Origin of the sequence: Desulfurobacterium pacificum, from assembly GCF_900182835.1 — a bacterium.
GTDB lineage: Bacteria > Aquificota > Aquificia > Desulfurobacteriales > Desulfurobacteriaceae > Desulfurobacterium_B > Desulfurobacterium_B pacificum.
The window spans coordinates 673,975-691,159 of record NZ_FXUB01000001.1 but is presented as its reverse complement, the minus strand read 5'-3'; the positions used below and the strand labels follow the sequence as shown (position 1 = coordinate 691,159).

Sequence of the window (17,185 nt, the reverse complement as noted above, 5' to 3'; positions counted from 1 at the left end):
GAGGTGTGGGAGGATTTTATGAAACCTGTTAGAGCTATTGTTTCTGTTTCAGATAAGACGGGAATTGTAGATTTCGTTAAGAAACTTGTTGACTTAGGAATAGAGATAATTTCTACCGGTGGCACTGCTAAACTTCTGAAAGAAGCTGGTATTCCAGTTAGAGAGATTTCTGACCTTACGGGTTTCCCGGAGATAATGGAAGGTAGGGTAAAGACGCTTCATCCTAAGGTTCATGGTGGAATACTGGCAAGAAGAGATAAGGAAGACCACTTAAAAGCCATGGAGGAACTCGGGATAGAGAGAATAGATATGGTTGTAGTTAATCTCTATCCCTTTAAAGAGACGGTTAAAAGGGGGGCATCTTTAGAAGAGATAATTGAAAACATAGATATTGGTGGTCCTACGATGGTAAGGGCTGCTGCTAAGAACTACAGAGATGTTGCAATAGTTACTGACCCGAAAGACTACGACCTTGTAGTGAAAGAATTGGAAGAAACTGGGAAGATTTCTCTTAAAACGAGGTTTTACCTTGCTAAAAAGGCGTTTAATTTAACAGCCCATTACGATGCCTTGATATCCGATTTTCTCTATTCCATAGATGAGGAAGGCAATCCTGTTGCCGTCAGAGAGATGAGAAATCCGCTTACTATAACGTTTGAGAAAGTGCAGGATTTGAGATACGGCGAAAATCCCCACCAACGCGGCGCCTTCTACAAAGAAGTTTTCATTGATGAGCCTTGTGTTTCTTCAGCAGAGAAGTTAGCTGGCGAAAAAGAGCTTTCCTTCAACAACCTTTACGACCTTGATGGTGCTTTCAACTTAGTTTTGGAGTTTGACCCTGAAAAAGAGGGTGTTGCCTGCGCTATTATTAAACACGCCAATCCTTGTGGTGTTGCTCTCGGAAAGACTCCAGAAGAAGCTTACGAAAAAGCTTTAAACGTTGACCCTGTTTCCGCTTTTGGCGGAATAATTGCTTTTAACTCAAAGGTTAACGCTGAGGTGGCAAAACTGATTACTCAGAGGTTTTACGAATGCATAATAGCGCCTGAGTATGACGAAGAAGCTCTAGAAATTCTCAAGACGAAAAAGAACTTAAGAGTTTTGACTACTAACGGACTTTCGGGACTTGAAAGGAGAGGACAGAAGTCGCCTTTTGACTACCGCCGCATAACGGGAGGGTTGTTAGTTCAGGATAGGGATTTGGTCGTTTTTGACCCTGAAAAGGTGAAGGTGGTTACAGACAGAGAGCCTACCGAAAGGGAATGGGAGGACATGATTTTTGCCTTTAAAGTAGTTAAATGGGTAAAATCCAACTCTGTTGTTTACGCCAAGAATAAAGTTGCTATCGGTATAGGTGTTGGTCAGACTTCCCGTATAGATTCTGCCCGTTGTGCTGCCGAAAAGGCAAAGATGATGGGAATGGATTTGGAAGGTTCTGTTTTAGCTTCTGAAGCTTTCTTCCCGTTTAGGGATAGCGTAGATGAAGCAGCAAAGGTGGGAGTTACGGCGATAATCCAGCCGGGTGGTTCTATAAGGGATTCAGAGGTTATTCAGGCTGCCAACGAACATAATATGGCTATGGTGTTTACTGGAATAAGACATTTTAGGCATTAATAGGGGGCGTAAGCCCCCCATTTCTATTTTAAAACCACTTCTTTCCAGTAGGTTCTTATCTTTTGCTTTAAGTCTTCTGGAAGTGGAACGTAACCTAACTTTGTAGCTATAGCATCGCCGTTTTTGAATGACCAATCAAAGAAGTCTATTACCAACTTGTTTCTCTCTTTCTTTTCTCTTGGAAGTAAAATCATCGTTGCAGCGGTGAGGGGCCAGCTGTTGCTTCCAGGCTGGAGTATTAGGTTTCCTTTTAAGTAGAAGTGAGATTTCATACTCCATCTGGCATGGGAGGCGGCAGCCTTAAAGTTTTTCATGGTAGGCTTGACGAAGTCACCATCTTTAGATTGAAGCTGGGCTGCTGTTAAGTGGTTTTGTAGCTTGTAGGCGTATTCGACGTAACCGATTGCACCGGGCGTTTGTTTGACGTAGTTTGTCACGCCTGCATTACCTTTTGCACCGATGCCGGTAGGCCAGTCCACTACTTTACCGTAACCCACCTTTTCTTTCCAGGCAGGACATATGGCGCTGAGCCAGTATGTAAAGTTCCAGGTAGTTCCTGAACCTTCAGCTCTGTGAATTACCGTTACCCTCTGGTGGGGTAGTTTAATGCCTGGATTGTCGTTTTTAATTTCTGGGTTATCCCAGTATTTAATTTTGCCCATGAACAGGTCGCAAACCGATTTGTTTGAGAGCTTTAATTCTGTATCTCCGATACCTGGAAGGTTGTAAACAACTACGATTGAGCCTATTACAGCAGGAAATTGGTAGAGCCTTCTTTTATCTAATTCCTGAGGTGAGAGCATCTTGTCTGAACCGCCGAAATCAACGGTTCTTTCTGTTACCTGTCTGATACCACCGCCAGAACCGATTCCCTGATAGTTAACTTTTATGCCGGTTGCTCTGTAATACTCTTTAGCCCAGTTAACGTAAACGGGATAGGGGAAAGTGGCACCTGCACCATTTATTACCGTTGTGCTTTTTCTATTTCCTCCTGCTGAGGAAGTTTTCTGGCTATTTCCATTTCCACCAAAACATCCTGCAAGTAGTAAAACAGCCGGAAGTGTTGCTGCAACTGCAAGTTTTCTTTTCATCAAGTCCTCCTGAAAAATTTCTGACTTTATTTTATAAAAAGCGGAAAAATCTTTTTACCATTTAACATTTGTTACTGCCATAAAGGTGTTAGAGTCGTTTCCACCGTTGCTTTTTACTATTTTCCTGTCCTGAGCCAGTGAGAACTTCACAAAAGGGTTCAGTGTGTAGCTTGCGCCGTAAACGAAGTGTTTTCTGGAATCATCAGGCCTGCCCGTATTGGGATTCCAGCTATCGTATCTTGCAAAAAGGGTTATGGGATATCCTGTTAGAGTTTTTAGTTTCAGGTCTCCGTTGATTGAATAACCTTTCTGTTTAACGTCAGTGGCGTTGTGGTAGTCGTCTTTATCCCAGATATACTGAGCGGCAACTAAGAGATAGGGGTTATTATAGACGGCGTGAATTTGATAGATATGTCTATCCATGTTTTCACCTTTAAGGTCAAATATGTGTGTCGTGTGTCCGGAAAGGATAAATCCTTTGAAAAGATTGAGGGATAGTCTTCCTTCTAAAGATTTCCCGAAATGTTTGCTTTCTTCTTCGCCGTGGTAGCCTTCTCCGTTGAAAATTCCGAATTCCCAGGAAGCGATGCCGTGCTTTCCTTTAAAGTCAATTCCTGTATCTGCTGAGTTTATTAGTCCTGCGCCGGAGTGGTTTTCTATAAACGTTTCTTCAACGTCTCTGTGGAGCCAGCCGTGGTGTTCTTCCCAGTCTATCCAGGGTCTGTGGGCAAGTCCTAACTCAACGCCTGTATAGGGTAGAACGTCTGAAAAGTAGACGTATGCGTATTTGAGTCTTGTTCTGTATGAGCCGTCGTCATCCTGATGAGCGTCAAGGGTTGTTCTGAAGTAATCTTTTTTGTTGAAGTATCCTCTCAATTCAACGTAGTTTCTGGTGAGTTTGAAGGCGTTTGGGTGGGAGGGATTTTTAAGGTCAACGTCGTAGTGGATGAAAGCTTTTCCACTGATTTTTATCTTCTTTTCTTTTGATGAGAGAGCTGTTTTGGAAGTTGTTGGGATTTCAATTTTTACCGGTTTTCTACCTTCTCCAGGTGTTAGATAAAGCCTTCCTTCGCTGTCAACGTAGAGCTGTTTTACGGGAACTCCGTTGATGAGAATTGTTGCCTGTTGTGCAAGTGCATGTGATGATGTTCCGATTAACAGCAGTCCGGCGAGTAGAAGTTTTTTTCTCATTCCTACCTCCGAAGTTTTTGTTTCTTCGGAGGTAAGTGTATTTATAAAGTGTTAAGGAATTGTTAAGAAAGGACTTCTTTTAAGAACTTTCCTGTCCATGTGTTTGTTTTTGCTATGTCTTCTGGCGTTCCTGTCGCTACTACCTGTCCACCTCTTTCTCCGCCTTCTGGTCCTAAGTCTATTATCCAGTCGGCGCACTTTACAAAGTCAAGGTTGTGTTCTATAACTATTACGGTGTTACCCTTATCAACTAATCTTTGAAGGACATCTATGAGCTTTTTAATGTCATGGATGTGAAGTCCTGTCGTTGGTTCGTCCAATATGTAAACGGTTTTTCCCGTTCCTTTCTTTGAGAGTTCTCTTGCTAACTTTATTCTTTGAGCTTCGCCGCCTGAAAGGGTCGTTGCCGGTTGCCCCAACTTGATGTAGCCGAGTCCCACGTCGTAGAGGGTTTTCAGCTTGTTGAATATCCGCGGGTGGTTTTTGAAAAACTCCATCGCTTCTTCAACGGTCATTTCAAGGACTTCGTAGATGTTTTTGCCTTTGTAGGTAATTTCTAAAGTTTCTCTGTTATAGCGCTTTCCTCCGCACACGTCGCAGGTTACGTAAACGTCGGGTAGAAAGTGCATTTCAACCTTTATCAGCCCGTCGCCTTTGCAGGCTTCGCACCTTCCGCCGGGAACGTTAAAGGAGAACCTTCCCTTTTTGTAGCCCCTTGCTCTTGCTTCCGGCGTTGCGGCGAAAAGCTCTCTTATGGGGGTAAAGACGTCAACGTAGGTGGCAGGGTTTGAGCGGGGCGTTCTGCCTATGGGAGACTGGTCAACCCTTACTACTTTGTCAACGTGTTCTAAACCTTCTATTCTTTCGTGTTTTCCGGGGATTACTTTTGAGTTGTAAATTTCGCGGGCTAATGCTTTGTAGAGGATTTCGTTGATGAGGGTGGATTTTCCAGAGCCGGAAACGCCTGTGACGCAGACGAACAAGCCTAAAGGTATTTCAACGTCAACGTTTTTTAGGTTGTGCTCTGAAGCGCCGATGATTTTAAGCCACTTGTCACCCGGCTTCCTTCTTTCTTTCGGTACTTCTATTTTCAGTTTTCCGCTCAAGTACTTTCCGGTTAGGGAATTTTCGTTTTTCTTTATCTCTTCCGGCGTTCCGCAGGCAACGACTTCGCCGCCGTGAATTCCTGCGCCCGGTCCCATGTCTATTACGTGGTCTGCGCTTTCTATCGTTTCGGTGTCGTGCTCTACCACTATTACGGTGTTTCCTAAATCTCTCAGTCCTTTCAGGGTTTCAATGAGTTTTCTGTTGTCCCTCTGGTGTAAGCCTATGCTCGGTTCGTCTAAAACGTAGAGAACGCCCGTCAGCCTTGAGCCTATTTGTGTTGCAAGCCTTATCCTTTGAGATTCTCCGCCGGAAAGGGTTGCCGTTCGCCTGTCAAGAGTCAGGTAGGTAAGTCCGACGTCTATGAGGAACTTTAACCTGTTTCTGATTTCCTTTAAAACTCGTTCTGCTATTAGCTTTTTCTTTCCTTCCAACTGAAGGTTTTCAAAGAACTCGTAGCACTTTTCTACCGTTAAAGCTTCAACTTCAGCTATGTTTTTATCTGCTATTTTTACCGACAGCGCTTCTCTGTTAAGCCTTTTGCCACCGCAGGCTTTGCAGGTGACTTCTCTCAAGTAGGGTTCTATCAGCTCTTTTACGTAGTCCGATTCCGATTCAAAGTAGCGCCTTTCAAGGTGTTTGATTATTCCTTCAAAGTAGTATGGTTTGTAGTTACCTCTGCTAAAAGGAACGGTGTTAAAAATTCTTATCGGCTGTTTCGGTGAGTAGAGGATAAAGTTCAGGTCGTCTTTGTTTATTTCTCCTGCCGGCGTGAGAGAGGAAATTCCCAAGTATTCGCAGGCTGTTTCTATCATGTCCTGCAGGTATTCAAACTTTGCCTTTTGGGAAAGTTCTACGGCTTCTATTATCGGCTTGTCCCAGTCTATTAAGAGGTCTGGGTCTATTGCTAACTTAAAGCCTAAGCCGCTGCATTCGGGACAGGCGCCTAAAGGACTGTTGAAAGAGAATAGGCGGGGTGAGATTTCCTTGAAGGAAAATCCGCATATCGGGCAAGCGCCTTTGGTGGAAAAGGTTTCTTCCTCTTTTGTTTCGTAGTCCTGAACTATAACCAAGCCGTCTGAGAGTTTTACGGCTATTTCTACCGAGTCTGCTATTCTGTTTTTGTTTTTTGCGGAAACTTTTATCCTGTCAACGATAACTTCTATCGTGTGTTTAACTTTCTTCTCTAACTTCAGTTCAAGGGCTTCTTCTATTCTGTATTCTTTGCCGTCTATTCTTACCCTTCTAAAGCCCTGCCTTGCGATTTTTTCTAAAAGGTCTTTGTGTTCGCCTTTTCTTTCTCTGACGATAGGGGAAAGCAGTATTACTCTTTTGCCTTCTTTTTCAAGAATTCTGTCAACGATTTCCTGCACCGTTTGGGGCTGGATGGGGACGTTGCAGTTGGGGCAGTAGGGCGTTCCTGCCCTTGCAAAGAGGACTCTCAGGTAATCGTGGATTTCTGTGGTGGTGCCGACGGTGGAGCGGGGATTTTTTGAAACGGTTTTCTGTTCTATTGAAATGGCAGGGGAAAGTCCTTCTATGAGGTCAACGTCCGGTTTTTCCATCAGTTCCAAGAACTGTCTTGCGTAGGCTGAAAGGCTTTCTACGTAGCGGCGCTGCCCTTCGGCGTAGAGGGTGTCGAAGGCGAGGGAGGATTTTCCAGAACCGGAAACTCCCGTAATGACTACTAACTTATTTTTTGGTATTTCAAGGTCTATGTTTTTTAAGTTGTGCTGCCTTGCACCTTTAATGATGATTTTGTCTTTCATTGGTTTAGTGAGCCCTCCTGAGTCTGAATTCTATTGATATGCAGCAAGGGTGATGAAATTCTTGCATAAGATAAAAATATGTTTTAAACGTTGACGGAAAAGTTTTCCTGAACCCGAGAGTTGTTTTGTTCCGCTAGAGCAGTTTTTAGAAATGTTGAAAGAAATTATTCTTTTCTGTAACATCTCTTTAAAGAGGGAATTAGAGGATGGATACGATAGCGGGGCTCTTGATTTTTCTCGGAATCTTCATCCTAATAGGGATTATCTTTTGGGGTGCTACCTACACTCCTAAGAAGGTTGATAGGTAGTTACATATTCGTTTATTTTCGGCATTTTTACCCCGTAAATGCTTCTTTACCCAAAAAGAACAGGTTTGTAATCCTACCTAGCAATCCTGTCTTAAGCAATATTCTTCTCTTTTTGAATGAACCTACACAACAACCTATCCCGGTCTTACTTTTCTTCCCTCAGCAAAGTATTCGACGACTTCCTCGGTAGTCATTTTCATCAGCTTTTCTTCCAGTTCTTTAAGAACTTCTTTTCTCTCTTCTGTCCAGTTTCTTTTTGCCCAGCCCATAAGCTTTACAAACCTCACAAATCCTATAAGTCCGAGTTCCTTTACAAGAACTTCGCAAGCCTTTTCTATCAATTCTCTATCTTCAACCGCTATTGGCATGCTTCCTCCTTGCTTTTGAAAGTGATATTCTCTTCAGGAAATCGTAGTTAAGCTTTTACGGAATCTTTCGGGACTTTGCATTTTGCAACATTCAAGATGGCTGATAGGAAAACCCTAATTTTCAATAAGTCTTCTCTGTTATAAATAGATTTTGTTTTAAGGACTTCTTTCGTGTTCATTTTGTCCTTTCTCATAATTGCGATTTGTAACTTGCATGTAAGTTTTAATCTTACTCTTTTACTACCTTTCTTTTTACTTCCTTAACAATTTCCAGAATACTTCTCCTCATCTTTTCAAAGTCTGGGATTTCATAGGAGAAGTTAATCCAGCCTGTTTCGGGCATAGGAACAATTCCTTTTTCGCAGAAGTAGTTTCTTACCTCATCTTCAATTACTTCTACGGGGTGTTCTACTATTCCCTCTTTCCTGTTTCTGTTTCCTTTCCTCTCTTTTAGGTAGTTTTCCCAAACTCTACTAATGATTTCTTCAGTTATCTTGTCGTTGAGTATGTATATCCCTTTAGTCCCAATGAGAATTTTGGTTTTACCTTTAGCAACTGGCTTGATTTCATAGTCTTCTGGCGTTTTCGTGTCATAACTTACTCTGCCGATTAAGAACGCTGGACTCTTGCGACTGTAAATCTTTGCCTCTATGGTGTGTATTTTCAGTAATGCCATGCTGCTTACCTCCGATAGTAATTTTAAAATAAGGTTGGAGAAGAATTCGCAATTTTCAGAGGAAAAGTTGGTTATTGCAATGATTCATTGGAATAATGCTGGCGTCAATAACTATTATATTTGAGACGGTAAATTATCAGAGCAAGAAAGAACTGAGAAGCCTTTAAAGGAGGGAAAGTGATTGCAGCAATAATTCTCGGAATAATGTTTATTTTAATGACTATTGGCTTTGAAATAATCTACTACATAGATGAAAAAGAATTAGAGAAGAAGGAGAAAACGAAGTAACAATGGTAGTAGGAATGTGGATTTTTATAGCGCTGATACTTACTTCACTTATCGGTTTTGAAGTAATTGACTATTTAGGGAAGAAAAAAGTAGGGTGAGCCCGGTATACAAAGTTTTCCCTATATAGCAGCCTGTTCTGGTTTTATTTTTTTCTCTATAAAACATCTGACAATCCATGTTTCTAAAAGCGTTTTTTTATTGTTTAGACTATATGCAAGTTTAAACCTCTTGAACTTCACTACCAATCACTATCCCAACTGTCATCAGCATAATCCCAACTACTTTCACTTCTACTATCCCAATCATTTGCAGCATTATTATCGTCTAAAGAGGGAACGTAATCCAAAGAGTCGTTAGATTGCTCTATGTTTTCTTCTTGACTTTGAAAAATATCTGTTGTCTGCTCATTTGCATCGGTATCGTCAGTGCTTGAATTTATATCAGATGTGTATGTTTCTTCTTGATTAGACAGGATTTCGTTTGTTTTAGCGTCATCATTGTCAAAAAGAGTTTCATACAGTAGATACAGCATACCTGCTTTTAGAAGGAAATCATCCGTTGAAGCTGTTACTGCCCCCATTTCCCTTAATCTTCTTCTCTGCTCTGGGGTAAGCGCATTGGCAGGAATACGTATCTTTTCTGCTTTTTTCCCAGCTTCCTTTAACGTTTCAGGAGTAATCTCAGAAAGGATGATTTCTTTTTCCTTCCTATTAACATCATAGTTCAATACAAAAATAGCAAGATAGGTGATAAATAGGACCATAATCGCAACAGCACAAGTTCCGATTACAATTGTCATCGGCGTAAGCGAAGTGTTCATTTCCTTCTCCCACAAAAATTGAGTATTACTTTCCCTTCCTGTTTTCTATTTTAAGGTGTGCAACTTTTTGACGGTTACTCTTTTTCCATAGCTTTTATAATACAATTCTTTGACATTTCTCAGTCTCTTTTCAGCGGTTTAGGGGTTGGAACAACTATCATAAATTTCTCTCAATAATGTTATCAATAGCTTCCGTATCCCCTCGTTTACGGGTGAATCAAAAAGCCTGTTTAAAACTCAAGTTGTGTGTAGTGCAGTGCGTTCCACACGGTTGATTACCACAAGCCAGCTTTTCCTATCTGAGCTGATGGCTTAATATGTCTAAGAGAGGTATTGATCTTTTTGAAAAAGTTGATTCAGGCGTGAGAGGAACTTGTTTTATTCTTTTTAAGAAAAATTTTAAAATTCTCAAAGAAAACAAGAAGAGGGGGTAAAAGTAATGGAAACCAAAGTGGAACTCAATGGTTTTGAAATAGTACCGTCAATTATTCCTGATGTTGTTTATAGATTTCGTCTTATTCCTCAATCAGAAGATTTAGATGAGAGAAACGGAGAAGTTCGCTCTATAGGTGTCCCTATTACTCCTGTGGAAGATGCAGAAGTTGAAGTGGTATCTCACAGAAAATCATTACCGTGCAGCGATGCAGAATTGTTAGAGGAAATACCATTTCAAAAACTTCAAGACTTCATTCAAGAGAAGATACTTATAAAAATTTTGAACGAAAAAGGAATAAAAAAACTGCTTAAAGAAAACCTTCCTAAAAAGAAAGAAATTCATTCTTCCTATTCTGTAATACTCACTATCGGAAACTTCACCGTAAGAAAAATCAGAGAAAAATTCTATTTATTCTTTGACCTAAAGCACAGGGTTAAATGGTACAGAAGTATTTACCAGATGCTTAAACGGAATGAGATTACCTTAGAAGATATAGTTGGAGAAAGATTGCTCTATTATCCTCCTGGAAATAGTCCTGGTAAGGGCGACCTTATAAACGTAGAAGAAGTGATTAAAAGTCCTTCTGAAGAAGAGAGAGAAAGCATTTTAAAACTTCTAGAGAAAAAATACGGCGTAACAGATTTCCCGAAAGAATTTCCCATTTTGAAAGCTAAATTCGGTAGAAAAGGCAGGGTTTATCCATTTCATCCTGACACTTGCTACCGAACTAAAACTTTATCCCCTAATAAACTCGTAATTTCAAATTTCGAGAGAAAAGAAATCCTGAAAGAAACTGTCAGGAAGATTCCGTTTTTAGCTGATACTCCCTGTAGCATAGATGGAAAACTTTTTTCAAAGCCAGTTTATGTAGTTAAAACCATAGATGGAACAGAGAAAAAGGTTTTTTCACTTAAAGAAGTATTGAATTACCCTCCGTTTTCTATTCCACAATACATAGAAGAACAGGGAGGAATGCCATTTTTCGTCTTGGTAGACAAAAGATTTAATGAAAGCAGCGTAAATGCGTTTTTACGTAGTCAACTTAAAGATAAGAAAGCTTTAAAACTAAACAGAATAGAAGGTTACAAAGAACTATTTAAGACGATACGTCCTGCTAAAGGCAAACTTGTGTTTATAGTTGATTTCGACGATTTTTCTTTACCTAAAAAAATTCAGGAAGAAATTAGTAAATACAAATTTTCTTCTGCTCTTTGCCTTATTCCTGAAATGAACAAAGAAAAATACGATTCTCTTAAAAGAAGGTTGTTTGCCAAAAACATAATAAGCCAGTTTGTCATTTATGATAAATGGATAAGAAACTCTAATCCTTTAAATATTTCTAGAACTTTAGTCTATAACATATACGCCAAGCTCGGTATAAGACCATTCTCTCTGTCAGAAAAGTTCAATTACGACCTTATCATAGGCGTTGATTGCGGTAACGATCCTTTTAACCGTAGAACTCGTGCAGGAGGGATAACTGTATTTCTATCTGATGGCACTATAAAAGGTCTTTATCCTGTTTCTATCGATACAGGAGGAGAGAAAATAGATAACCTTAACTGGATACTTGAAATAGTTGTGGAGAAAATAAACGTTTACGGCAGCAGAGTTTTACTGCTAAAAGACGGGAATCTATATAAAGATGAAGTAGGTTCTTTATCTGAATCTTATGTTGTAAAAGATAGAAAATTAAAAGTGTTTACCGCCAATATTAAGAAAGGGCATTCTTTCCGCATATTATCCGACGAAGGAAAGAAAGGCGTTGTCTTAAGAAAGGATTTGGCCGTTCTCTTACCTCACTCTTGCAAAGGTGCCAGAAGCATTCTGATAGACAGTTTCTGGGAAATAAGTTACGGGCAATACTCTCCTAATTCAATTACCTCTGAACTCATAAGAACACTCTTTTTACTAACCAAGCTTAACTTTTCTACCATATTCAATGATGAAAACAAACTGAGGTTGCCCGCACCAATTCACTATTCTCACCTTTACGTGAACGCTTTAAGAAGAAACTGGATAGTTGACCAATACCTTCTTGAAATGGGAGCGCTTTATTTTCTATGAGAGGAACTGATGGAAGAAATAGACATTTTTAAGCCTGAAGAAGGAAAACTTAAATATGATAAGAGTAGCGACATTCTTTATGTATCTTTCTATGACACTGAAAAAGGAAAATGGATATCTCTTACCATAGAGAAACTCAAAGAAAAATCAAAGTATTTTCCTAAAGACGATATCCTCTGGGTCACGATTTCCGATAAAGGAAGATGCGAGGGCGAATATTTCAGCGGCGGTTTTATAGTTGATTTTGACGAGGATGGCGAACCAGCAGGTTTAGAAATATTCGGCTGGAAGAAATTTTTTGATATCTGAGAAATCCACGTTCCTAATTCTGAAAGAGGGATTTCTGGAATCTTTCTTCCTCCTACTGGTCTGATTTTTACTTTTTCTTTCCCCCTTGACTGTCGGGGAATGGGGATTATCTTCATAAATAGAAAGAAATGACGTCAAGGTGTCATGATATGAAAAGCGATAAAAGAAAGAAGGAAAAAAAATTCGTTCAGACCACCATCAGGGTAAGAAGGGAAATACTCAAGGAATACAAAAAGTGGTTGATAGATAACGGATATAGGTCTATTAACCAGCACATAAATGAAGTTATCAGAAAAATTTTAGAAAGGGACAACCGTTTACCGCCTTCCACCAGAAGTGAAAACTCCAGCCGAGAAAAGCCGTGAAGTCCAGCAGCTCCTGCCGAATCTATCAGTTTCTGAAGTTACCGTAGCTGATGTTTTGAATAAAAAAGTATCTGGGAAGAACAACAATCAATTAACCTTATTGTAAGGAGTTTGTCATGCTGGAATTTGCAAGCTACTACTTGGCTCGTGAACTCAGCGAAAAAGTAGTAGGGCAGCTTGAAGCTCTTTTTAAGCTGTCAAATGCTATCTGCGAAAATCTGGAAGCTTACCTTGAAGGACGTTCCAGGAAGAAGAACAACTGCCTGATTGTAGGTCCTACCGGAAACGGTAAAACGGAGATTGCAAGAGCCCTATCGCAGAAACTCAAGGTTCCTTTTACTAAAGTATCCATAACTGAGTATACTTTGACAGGCTATAAGGGAAAAGATCCGCACGAAATAGTTACTGCAGAATTTGCGTCTGCGGTTAAGAATAGTTATCACGGAATTAAAGATCTGGCAAAAAACTATTATTTATACAAGCAAGCTCTTGCTGCTTTTTGCGAATCTGAAAGCTCACCTGAGAAATTAAAGGCTGCTCTCGAATACGCAGCTGCCCGAGTCTTTCTCAGACACACACGGGTTTTAGAGTTCATGTATGACAGATTTAATGGTTCAGAAGATGCTTTAGAAACTGCTTCTTTGATTGAAGAAATAGCCGGTGAAATACTGTCTTTTCCAGGTTTTGAAGAGAAAAAGGATAAAGATTTCCCTGTCTTGATGAGCTTTCAAAAACGTCCCTTTGGTTTAATCTTTATAGATGAAGCAGATAAGCTTTTAATAAAAGAAAGGGGAGACGATGAAGAGGGTTTCTACCGCAGCCTCCAGTATCACCTTTTAGAGCTTATCGAAGGTGGTTGGGTAAGGGCAGAGAAGTCTTCTGATTCTATCGACACTTCTCACATAACTTTCATTTTAGCTGGAGCTTTCACTGAAACTTCACCGGAAGAGTTTGCACCGGAACTGAAAGGAAGGCTTAACGTCCGCATAAATGTCAGAAAGCTGGGATACGAAGACTATCTGGCTATCATCAGTTCTAAAATGCAGGAATACCTGCCTTCAGGAGATTCAACTAATTCCATTCCTGACGTAGTTGTTGTGGAAAACGACGCAAAAATAGAGTTAGCGAAGATATGTGAAAAAGAAAACGAAAAAGAATACTTAGGTGTAAGGAGGCTGGAAAGCCTTTTATCCAAAATTAGAGAGGCGGTTGAATGGGATCTTATGCACGGCAGTGTTTTACCTGTGGTTGTGAATGCTTCTTTCGTGAGATGGGCGCTTGAAGCAGACTTTAATTTTCAGATACCTATGCTTCCAGAATTAAGTCAGGAAAAAAAGGAAAAAATAAAAGAAATACGTCGTAAAAGTAGAGTTTCTAAAGATAATATGGTTAAGGCAAGAGTCCTGTTTCTCAGGAAGGAGCTTAAAAAAATCCGGTCAGGAAATCCTGCCAACTTTATACTGCAGGACAAACTGATAGACTACCTTTTATTAACAGATTCTACCGGAAAAAGCGTGCTTGAATATCTGGTGGAAGATGGGACTATATCTTCTCTGAGTCTGAATCGTCGGAATTTAAAGCTTTTAAAGAATGCGTTAGGAAAAGAGATTTTAGGGAAAATAAAAATTAAAATTCTAGAAGAGCCAGAAAAGAATTCTAAAGAAAGCTCTGCTGATGAATATGATTTAGACATCAATTTAAGCGAAGAAGAATGGGAAAAATTTTTTAAATGGATAGAAGATTCTGACAGTGAAAATTCTTGATTAAGGTGCTTGAATGTGTTTCAGGTTGAGAATAGAATTTAATGAATAGAATTTAATGTTGAATACAATCCTTTCAAAGGGATGGGCAGAGATGGACTTGATGAAACTGCTCATTGATGCTTTTAACGTCGTGTTTTTCCTGCCCAATACGGCTGGTAAGTTTGCTTATAACATCTGCGGGCAGGAGTTCGGAACGCTTGCAGGCTGGTTTGCCTTTATCGTAGTCTGGCAGGCAGTAACTCTGCTTCAGTTTTCCGTTTTGTTAGCTCCGTTCCTGCTGAGAAGGAAAAGAGCTGAAGCAGAGCAGATGGAACAGCCTGTTGTGTGGATGCCTGTGGAAGAAGAAGTAGAAATGAATGTATGGGAAGTCCCTGCGTGGAGAACTCCTGGTATGGAAATACTTTATAGTCCGATTTTTTCTTCTTTGTCTGGAAACATTTATTGTCCTGATAAAGTGATGGATGATGATGAACTTTTTGATTTTGATACGAACACGGGCGATTAATCGCCCGTGTTAAATAATTTCTTCAGTTTTTCTTCAGGCATAGCTACTTTTCCGTTCCAAACGACTGCCTTGTGAGGTGTTTCGGATACTTTCTGAAGTTCCTTGAAGTAAGCCTCAGCCTGCTTTTAGAGGTCTATATTTTCAAGGTCTTTCAGAGTTTCTTCGTCTATGTCGTCTTCGCCCCAGACGGGGACTTTCTTTTTCCTTTCTTCTGCGGTCAGAGGTATCTCTATGTATCCGAACGGAACGTTCCCTGCCACTTTCCTGATTGCCCTTTGAAGCCTGTAAGTTCCCACCGTTTCTCTGCCCACTATGAAGTCGGTTAACGGCGTGGTAACTATCGTTACTGGCGCTACCTCAGAGTGGCAGAGCTTCTGAACTGCTGCAATGACCGCCTCAATCGGCAGGTTTGTTTCTGCTGCCAGTTCCTCAACGCTGACTGCGTCGTTGTATCTGGCAAGGCTTCTGAAGGTCTGGTAAACGTGCCTTACGAGCCAGGTGGGCGCTTCCCACCTTTTCGTTCTCCAGTCGTATCTTGAAATCCCCATAGTTGTATACCGAAGTCGGATTTAATACAACCTATCGTTTTGCCAGTTTATATCACGAATTGTTTTTTCTATATCATCTTTAGCTTGTTCTATACTTTTCTCAATGCCATTAGCTCTTTCATTAACCACACTACCTATTGCTCTTGCAAGATTAAGAGTATTTTCATCATCATTCTTAATCAACTCCTCTTTTACTTTATCTAACTTGCTTTCCAACGCCTTAGCCACTTTCCATATTACAGGCTCTATAAGGGACTGAAGTTCCTTAGAGTTGGTAGGTGTTTGTTGAAAGATAGCTGATTTCTCTATTACTTTGAGTGTAACCTCTACGATTTTATTCCTGAGATTTTCATCCAAAGCAGGAATTTCTTCCTTCAAGGCTCTGTTGAGAGATTCTTTCAGAGAATTTATATCTTTCATTTTCGCCCTCAATTATTCGGTATTTTCCTTAATTATATCTTAAGAGTTTGATACACTACTTGTAATAACTAGAACCAAGGAGGGATTATGACTGAAGAGCAGAGGCAGAAATTAGAATCAATCTTTAGAGGTGGTAGTAAGAAAGCCCTTGCTGAAATATATGCAGAGAATTTCACGCCCCTGGAGGTTCTCCAAGCAGCCTGGCTTGATTACAAATTCGGCAGCCGTAACCTTATGGATAAAGAATATAGTCTTGCGTTTTTAGAAGCCGTTAAAGAAGCTTTATTTAAATCTTTAACCTTAAAAGGCAGAATGAGTTTTAAGGAAATATTGGAAAGGGCATTTAGGAAGTATCTGTAAGTCTATTTTAAGTATTACTGCTGAAGGAACTATATTGTTAGAAGAAATAAGATTGCTGGAGGAAACAATCGTGACTGAAATTGAAAGAATGGATGCCATAATAAAAAATCTTCAACTTTGCTTAACATCAGAAAAAGGTAGTGGATATGATAAATGTAGTCCAGTGAGGCATGAGTGGAAAAAACTTTCATTAAAAAAAGAATGCATTGACGAAATTACGGAACTTGTATTCAACGTTCTTCCTTTGCCGGTCAAATTCTGCTATGGCTTATCCTGCTGCGGTTGGGATGCTCCTATAACCATAGCAGACCACCGTTGGAAAAGTGTTAGCTGGGAGATGGAGTTAAAAAATAAATTTTTAGACTTTCTTAGAACATTAGTGGAAAATACCTTCGTCTCTTTTGAAGAAATAAAAATCTACAACGGAGAAGGGGGAAACTACGAAAGAAGGGAAACTGTAAAGAAAGTTTACCTGCCTATTTGTGAAATAATTAAAAGACTAAAGGATTCACAGCAAAAATTTGATTGTCTTGTAGATGCCTTAGACGTTCTAGAGTTATTAGATTTTCCTTATGAGGAGCAATACAGCTACTGTTCTGTTCCCGGAGGAGTGGTTTCAGAAAAGTATACAAAAACCATTGGAGAGGAAATTTACAAACAGGCTTCTCAGACAAAACTTGAGCTTGATAAGTTACTAGAAAAGTCAAGCTCAGCTCAAAAGCTATTTCTGTTAGAACTGTACAAACAGCGTAAACACAGTAAGTTGAAATAACTCAAAAGTGTAGTTTTTATTATATATATTGTTTCCAGGGCTGGGAGGCAAAAATGAAGTACACAAAAACAGATATCAGAGAAGCGTGGAAGATTTACTCCTTGGTAAATTTTGACGATCCTTTAGAAAAAACACAAACAAATAGAATGGTTACTGCCTTTTTTAAATTTTTATCTGATACTATCCCAAGAGGAAGAAAAATTTCAAAAGAGGAACTAAAAGGCTTGGTTGAAGAATTTCATAGAGTAATTAATAGGTACTATTCTTACAGCAGACCTGGAATAGCAAGGTTATACAAAGCATCTACAGGAGGAGCTGAACTTAACGAGCTGAAACCCATAAAAAGGGAATACGAACTGTTTAGAAAACATTTCATCAAGGCAATAGAAACATATTTGTAAGATAGTAAAA

17 protein-coding genes are annotated in these 17,185 nt (G+C 39.8%); 9 read left to right on the top strand and 8 right to left on the bottom strand.

Going from position 1 to position 17,185, the window contains the following annotated elements:
• The first annotated feature begins 18 nt into the window (after positions 1-18).
• Positions 19-1,614 (top strand): bifunctional phosphoribosylaminoimidazolecarboxamide formyltransferase/IMP cyclohydrolase, encoded by a 1,596-nt coding sequence (purH, locus tag QOL23_RS03450; protein WP_283400189.1) that lies wholly within the window; start codon positions 19-21, stop codon positions 1,612-1,614.
• Positions 1,615-1,637: 23 nt separating this feature from the next.
• Here purH and pstS read toward each other — a convergent pair whose 3' ends face one another.
• The 6 genes from pstS to QOL23_RS03420 all read right to left on the bottom strand — a co-directional run bounded on the left by pstS (position 1,638) and on the right by QOL23_RS03420 (position 9,229).
• Complete coding sequence (gene pstS / locus QOL23_RS03445; RefSeq protein ID WP_345782573.1) at positions 1,638-2,708, bottom strand: phosphate ABC transporter substrate-binding protein PstS; 1,071 nt, start codon at positions 2,706-2,708, stop codon at positions 1,638-1,640.
• Positions 2,709-2,759: 51 nt separating this feature from the next.
• The gene (locus QOL23_RS03440) at positions 2,760-3,896 is read right to left on the bottom strand and encodes a hypothetical protein (RefSeq protein ID WP_283400187.1); all 1,137 of its coding nucleotides are present in this window, start codon (positions 3,894-3,896) and stop codon (positions 2,760-2,762) included.
• A 62-nt stretch (positions 3,897-3,958) separates the two neighbouring features.
• The gene (gene uvrA / locus QOL23_RS03435; RefSeq protein WP_283400186.1) at positions 3,959-6,769 is read right to left on the bottom strand and encodes an excinuclease ABC subunit UvrA; all 2,811 of its coding nucleotides are present in this window, start codon (positions 6,767-6,769) and stop codon (positions 3,959-3,961) included.
• A gap of 442 nt (positions 6,770-7,211) precedes the next feature.
• Positions 7,212-7,445 (bottom strand): hypothetical protein, encoded by a 234-nt coding sequence (locus QOL23_RS03430; protein ID WP_283400185.1) that lies wholly within the window; start codon positions 7,443-7,445, stop codon positions 7,212-7,214.
• Positions 7,446-7,674: 229 nt separating this feature from the next.
• The gene (locus QOL23_RS03425) at positions 7,675-8,121 is read right to left on the bottom strand and encodes a hypothetical protein (protein WP_283400184.1); all 447 of its coding nucleotides are present in this window, start codon (positions 8,119-8,121) and stop codon (positions 7,675-7,677) included.
• A gap of 526 nt (positions 8,122-8,647) precedes the next feature.
• Positions 8,648-9,229, bottom strand: a complete 582-nt coding sequence (locus QOL23_RS03420) for a hypothetical protein (RefSeq protein WP_283400183.1) — start codon at positions 9,227-9,229, stop codon at positions 8,648-8,650.
• A gap of 439 nt (positions 9,230-9,668) precedes the next feature.
• Between QOL23_RS03420 and QOL23_RS03415 the strand changes: the two genes are divergently transcribed.
• The 5 genes from QOL23_RS03415 (at position 9,669) to QOL23_RS03395 (ending at position 14,674) form a co-directional block, all read left to right on the top strand.
• Complete coding sequence (locus tag QOL23_RS03415) at positions 9,669-11,732, top strand: Piwi domain-containing protein (RefSeq protein ID WP_283400182.1); 2,064 nt, start codon at positions 9,669-9,671, stop codon at positions 11,730-11,732.
• Between the two features lie 9 nt (positions 11,733-11,741).
• Positions 11,742-12,041, top strand: coding sequence for a DUF2283 domain-containing protein (locus QOL23_RS03410; RefSeq protein ID WP_283400181.1), 300 nt, complete (start codon positions 11,742-11,744; stop codon positions 12,039-12,041).
• 149 nt (positions 12,042-12,190) lie between these two features.
• Positions 12,191-12,406, top strand: a complete 216-nt coding sequence (locus QOL23_RS03405; RefSeq protein ID WP_283400180.1) for a hypothetical protein — start codon at positions 12,191-12,193, stop codon at positions 12,404-12,406.
• 116 nt (positions 12,407-12,522) lie between these two features.
• Complete coding sequence (locus QOL23_RS03400; RefSeq protein WP_283400179.1) at positions 12,523-14,169, top strand: AAA family ATPase; 1,647 nt, start codon at positions 12,523-12,525, stop codon at positions 14,167-14,169.
• A 55-nt stretch (positions 14,170-14,224) separates the two neighbouring features.
• The gene (locus tag QOL23_RS03395; protein WP_283400178.1) at positions 14,225-14,674 is read left to right on the top strand and encodes a hypothetical protein; all 450 of its coding nucleotides are present in this window, start codon (positions 14,225-14,227) and stop codon (positions 14,672-14,674) included.
• Between the two features lie 125 nt (positions 14,675-14,799).
• Here the strand turns inward: QOL23_RS03395 and QOL23_RS03390 are convergent, their stop codons facing one another.
• Both QOL23_RS03390 and QOL23_RS03385 read right to left on the bottom strand, forming a co-directional pair.
• On the bottom strand, positions 14,800-15,222 hold the full coding sequence (locus QOL23_RS03390) for a hypothetical protein (protein ID WP_283400177.1): 423 nt from the start codon (positions 15,220-15,222) through the stop codon (positions 14,800-14,802).
• Between the two features lie 21 nt (positions 15,223-15,243).
• Positions 15,244-15,642 (bottom strand): hypothetical protein, encoded by a 399-nt coding sequence (locus QOL23_RS03385; protein ID WP_283400176.1) that lies wholly within the window; start codon positions 15,640-15,642, stop codon positions 15,244-15,246.
• 87 nt (positions 15,643-15,729) lie between these two features.
• Here QOL23_RS03385 and QOL23_RS03380 point away from each other — a divergent pair, with 87 nt between their 5' ends.
• The 3 genes from QOL23_RS03380 (at position 15,730) to QOL23_RS03370 (ending at position 17,175) form a co-directional block, all read left to right on the top strand.
• Positions 15,730-16,002 carry a hypothetical protein gene (locus QOL23_RS03380; protein ID WP_283400175.1) on the top strand — a complete coding sequence of 91 codons (273 nt, stop codon included), beginning with the start codon at positions 15,730-15,732 and terminating at the stop codon, positions 16,000-16,002.
• A 70-nt stretch (positions 16,003-16,072) separates the two neighbouring features.
• The gene (locus tag QOL23_RS03375) at positions 16,073-16,774 is read left to right on the top strand and encodes a hypothetical protein (protein ID WP_283400174.1); all 702 of its coding nucleotides are present in this window, start codon (positions 16,073-16,075) and stop codon (positions 16,772-16,774) included.
• A gap of 53 nt (positions 16,775-16,827) precedes the next feature.
• A complete protein-coding gene (locus QOL23_RS03370; protein WP_283400173.1) occupies positions 16,828-17,175 on the top strand; it encodes a hypothetical protein in 348 nt (115 codons plus the stop codon).
• Positions 17,176-17,185 lie beyond the last annotated feature (10 nt).